This is a genomic window from Fulvivirga kasyanovii (assembly GCF_009711405.1).
In the GTDB taxonomy this organism is placed as follows: domain Bacteria; phylum Bacteroidota; class Bacteroidia; order Cytophagales; family Cyclobacteriaceae; genus Fulvivirga; species Fulvivirga kasyanovii.
The window spans coordinates 1-4,140 of record NZ_SMLW01000283.1; the positions used below are offsets into that span (position 1 = coordinate 1).

The following is a 4,140-nucleotide window of genomic DNA, read 5'->3' on the forward strand; positions in this document are numbered from 1 at the left end:
AAATTAAATTCAATAAAGCGAAAATTCATAGGCTGTAGAGCTTATTCCTCAATTATTCACTCATTTTTAAAAAATTCATTGTCAGTATCCGGAGCCATAACATTCAGGTCCACGTAGGTATCAATTCCTTTCAGGTGCCCCCTGTTAGCATATTGCCATATGAGCCACTCACGGTTGTTCTCCAACTTTGGTTGCCTGTAAATATCTCTTATCCAGATAGGATAGCTTAAAAAGTCGCCTTCTATATACTCATCATAAAACTCCCGGGTCGCATATATTACCGGGGTCTTTCCATAATGACGCTCCAGCGCATTCAAACATTCTCGGATTTCCTTAATTATCTGTGCTTCAGACCTGCCAGCATCACAGTTACCTTCAAATTCAAGATCAATTACCGGTGGTAAATTGTCCGGATGAGCAGGTACTACAGCTATAAAATTCGCTGCCTGCTCCTTACCCTCTTTACACAACCTGTAAAAATGATAGGCTCCGGTTTTATAACCATATCTCCTGCTATGGCTCCAGTTTTCATCAAACAGCGGATCTTTATAATCACCTCCCTCAGTGGCTTTGATGATGACAAAATCAATAGATTCGGCTTGCAGCTCCTCCCATCTTATTTTTCCCTGATGGTGTGAAATATCAATGCCTCTGACCGGAAATTTATCCGGGTCGGGATAGTTGAAACGAAGATAGCCGGTGTATAACAGGGCCACACCGGCAACAGCTAAAGCCATGACTATAATAATGATCAAAACGACTCTTTTCATTGCTCAATGAGATTACTCATGTACCGTGCTATAAAAATTCACCCACCACAACCTCCACAACCACCGCATCCGCTACAACCACTGCAACCACTACTACAACCGCTTCCGCAACCACCGGCAGAATCGAAGTCACTATCAAAAGATGACGAATAGGAATCAAAATAAATAAAAGAGTCAAAGTATGAATAGTCGTGGCCCCGCCGGTTCATTTGCTCCGTGATCTCGTTATCAATTTGACTCAGTAGCTCAAAATCGAGACCCTGAAGTAAATACACATTGCCATTGATCTTTTTTAACAATTCAAGGGCTTTTTCAGGAGACTTTTCAAGAAGGCCGGGGAGTTCATTCTCCAGTTTCTCTATGGCTTCATCTATCCGCCTTTTGGTGGCGGCTCCCAGCTCTGTTAATTGCACCCAATTGAACAGGCGGTTGATCACATGCCCTTTCACCCTTCCCGCCACTTGGGGACTGGCCAGTAAGTGGCTAAAAATGTAGTTTCTTCTCGACACTGCCTGTTCGTATCCCATTTTCACCACATGCCTGAACATGATGTCGAGTTCGGGATTATCATTGAATGCCTTGAGGAAGGGCACCTCGTGCATATAAGCGTGGTACCGGGAAAAATTCTCACCGGCAGATATGTATGGCACTACCCTTTCCGGACTTCTCTCGTCAGACTGCAAGATACGCTCTTCGTAATTCAATACCTTTTTTAACAGGAGGTCTGAGAGCGTGTACTTCAATAAATCTTTAAATGTGGCTTCTGATGTAGCCCGGATCAAATGCGTTTCCGCAGGGCTCAGTTTTGTTAAAATTTCCATTTTCTAAAAAGTGCAGGTTTTGGTATAACCCAGTTTCTATGCCTGTTTACCCTGGTAAAGTTGATTTCGGTAAACCTGATTTCAGCGGGCGGCCAGATGTCGGCAGGTGGTTCGGAACCAAAAACCTGCGTGTATAACTGCCCGGTTTCTTCATACCAGTTACTATATTTTTCTTTTTCTTCTTTCCCTCCCTTTGTGGGGCCGTGGTGAACATTTCTTTGCAGCGTGTTTTGGCAAAAGTCCGTCCAGTATGATTCAGTATAGAGCAAGTGTAAATGCCAGACCTGGTCCACTTGGTCGGAGGGCGTCAAAGGATGTGGGGCAATACAGATCAAATACATAAACCTCTTGTATTCAAAAATAGCCCGTATGGCGTAATCCCTTGTCCATGAATTTTCCCTGACCAGCCTGTCAGTAAAAGAAAAACCTGACTCGGGATCATCGATCTCAAATTTTCGTATGCTATTCCACAGGTCTTCTTTAAGCATTCAATCACTAAATTTTCTGGCAGTAAGGAAAATGATTCAAAGGGCAAATATAATAAGATTTTATCTGTAAAAAATATTGTAAATGGTGCAAAAAAAGATAGCCAGAAAGAGTTCGGATGGTGTAAACTATTATAACGAAGAAAAGGCGCAATCAAGAGCGCCTTTCCAGTATATACAATCAGAAACTGAAGCTTGTTAAAGGTCAAGCCGGTAAATCATAACTTCTCCCATAGCATTTTGCCCGGTACCAAAAAACAGACGCCCATTTATACTTTTCAACACGCTTACTTCAGGATAATCCCAAGGTATTTTATGCCAGGTCCTGGCATAATCATCCGACATCCAAACTCTTAATTGCCCTCCATACGTTCGGGCAAAAACAACAATCATATTGCCCATAACCGTGATATGATGACCATTGATCCGGCTAAACTGCGGGTTATAAGTTTCCTTCCAAACCCCTCCATCCCACAGATAAAAATATGCCCTGAAGTGGCTGTTGTGTACACGAGTAATAGCCATTAACTTACCGTTAACAACCAACAGCTTATCTACATCCATATCAGAGGGTATACCCGATGTGGGTAAAAATGTAGTACCATTACCCGTTGCAAATACAGGGCTGCCACCAGTCTGGCTACCCTCTCTGTTTGCTGAACCGATAAAGAGCTGCCCGTTAAACTCAACCATAGAAGTAACCAATGTACGTGGTGCAGGTAGCTGGTGCAATTTTCTCCAGGTACCACCACCTGTCCACCTATAGACCTCACCTACGGTAGTACCAAGTCCTGTACCGGCAAAAGTTACATTGTTAAAATCAGCAAAGCTATAAAGGGTTGCCGGTGGTCCAGGTACAGAATTATTCCAGGCAACTGTAGGGTCTTTGGAGTAATAAGCTGACCTGTCACCGCACCAGCCTGATCCGGTGAACATGATCCTCTGGAAATTGGCAAAAATATCAGGCACACTCTGCGTTAATGGGAGGCTTTGAATAAAATTAGCTTCAACAGACGGACCATATCCCTCGTCAAGCCATAAAGCAGCAGGTGTGCCACTACCACAGTCAGCACCTTCATTGCGAATACCAATAACAAGGCTGAACGGACGGTTAGGCAGCGCCTCCATGGCCTCCACCCTATCCGGTACCAAACCGTTATACACAGATATTTTACTGACCTCTACAAACTTAAATTTATCCTCTAGCAGAACAATCAGAGGATCATCCCTGAACTCCCGCAGTTCATGAAGTTTGTAGCTTTGCTGAACGGGTTTGTATCCCGGTTTACTGACCGTAATGGTATATTCCTCATACCTGTCAGACACGGAAATCAAATTTGTGCCTTCTTTAAGGTCGGTTTCAAGTATATCCCTAAACCTCGTAGTTATGGAGAGATCAGCGTTAGTGATTTGGTACCTGTCGCTCTCATAATTGTAAAACATCGGGCTTATGGCAAAATCAATGATTCTCATTTCTTCAAAGCCAAATGTGGTGTACCCAAAATCACCTGCCACGCTTCCTTCGGTAGGTACTACCTGGGGAGACCACTTTATACCGTCATTGGCATACACATGAAAGCGGTAAGGTAATGGACGATCAACCAGGTGCGCTTTAGCCGAGCCTTGCAACGGGCAAACATACACCACGTCCATCTCGTTATCAATAACCATAAATTTGGTGATATAGTAATCTCCCGCTTTAAAGGAAAGCGGCTTGGTAGTATATTCTCCCTCAAAATCATAGAGGGGCAGTTCTTCATTTGAGAATACACTGTTTCCCGATTCGTCTTCTATTGAAATTACAATAGCTCGGATATCTTCTGCTGCCATAGCAGCCTGTCGGCCGGACTGGTTTTCCGGACTTACAACATTAAAACTGAATTCGACTTGCAGTTCTCTTTCCGGGTCCACGTCTTTCTGACATGACCCCAGCCACAACACACTGATAATGCACAGTAAAATCAAGGTAAGATGAGTTGGTTTTCGCATAGCTTTAGCGGTTAGATGTGAGAAATGGTTTGCGCAAGCAAAGATTGCCCCAGGAACCGGAACGGTGGGATAATT

4 protein-coding genes are annotated in these 4,140 nt (G+C 43.6%); all 4 read right to left on the reverse strand.

What is annotated here, in order from left to right; genetic code table 11:
* Positions 1 to 56: 56 nt before the first annotated feature.
* Positions 57 to 770, reverse strand: a complete 714-nt coding sequence (locus E1163_RS01975) for a glycoside hydrolase family 25 protein (protein WP_155168926.1) — start codon at positions 768 to 770, stop codon at positions 57 to 59.
* Between the two features lie 38 nt (positions 771 to 808).
* Positions 809 to 1,591 (reverse strand): hypothetical protein, encoded by a 783-nt coding sequence (locus E1163_RS30310; protein WP_185155923.1) that lies wholly within the window; start codon positions 1,589 to 1,591, stop codon positions 809 to 811.
* Positions 1,579 to 2,079: a glycine-rich domain-containing protein gene (locus E1163_RS01985; protein WP_155168928.1), complete on the reverse strand. Its 501-nt coding sequence runs from the start codon at positions 2,077 to 2,079 to the stop codon at positions 1,579 to 1,581. The genes E1163_RS30310 and E1163_RS01985 overlap by 13 nt, the downstream gene beginning before the upstream one ends.
* Before the next feature lie 195 nt (positions 2,080 to 2,274).
* Positions 2,275 to 4,065, reverse strand: coding sequence for a Kelch repeat-containing protein (locus E1163_RS01990; RefSeq protein WP_155168930.1), 1,791 nt, complete (start codon positions 4,063 to 4,065; stop codon positions 2,275 to 2,277).
* Between the last annotated feature and the right edge of the window lie 75 nt (positions 4,066 to 4,140).

Excerpts from the sequence above, each read along its gene's own strand:
- E1163_RS01975 (WP_155168926.1), bottom strand. The coding sequence starts at position 770 with ATGAAAAGAGTCGTTTTGATCATTATTATAGTCATGGCTTTAGCTGTT.
- E1163_RS30310 (WP_185155923.1), bottom strand. The coding sequence starts at position 1,591 with ATGGAAATTTTAACAAAACTGAGCCCTGCGGAAACGCATTTGATCCGG.
- E1163_RS01985 (WP_155168928.1), bottom strand. The coding sequence starts at position 2,079 with ATGCTTAAAGAAGACCTGTGGAATAGCATACGAAAATTTGAGATCGAT.
- E1163_RS01990 (WP_155168930.1), bottom strand. The coding sequence starts at position 4,065 with ATGCGAAAACCAACTCATCTTACCTTGATTTTACTGTGCATTATCAGT.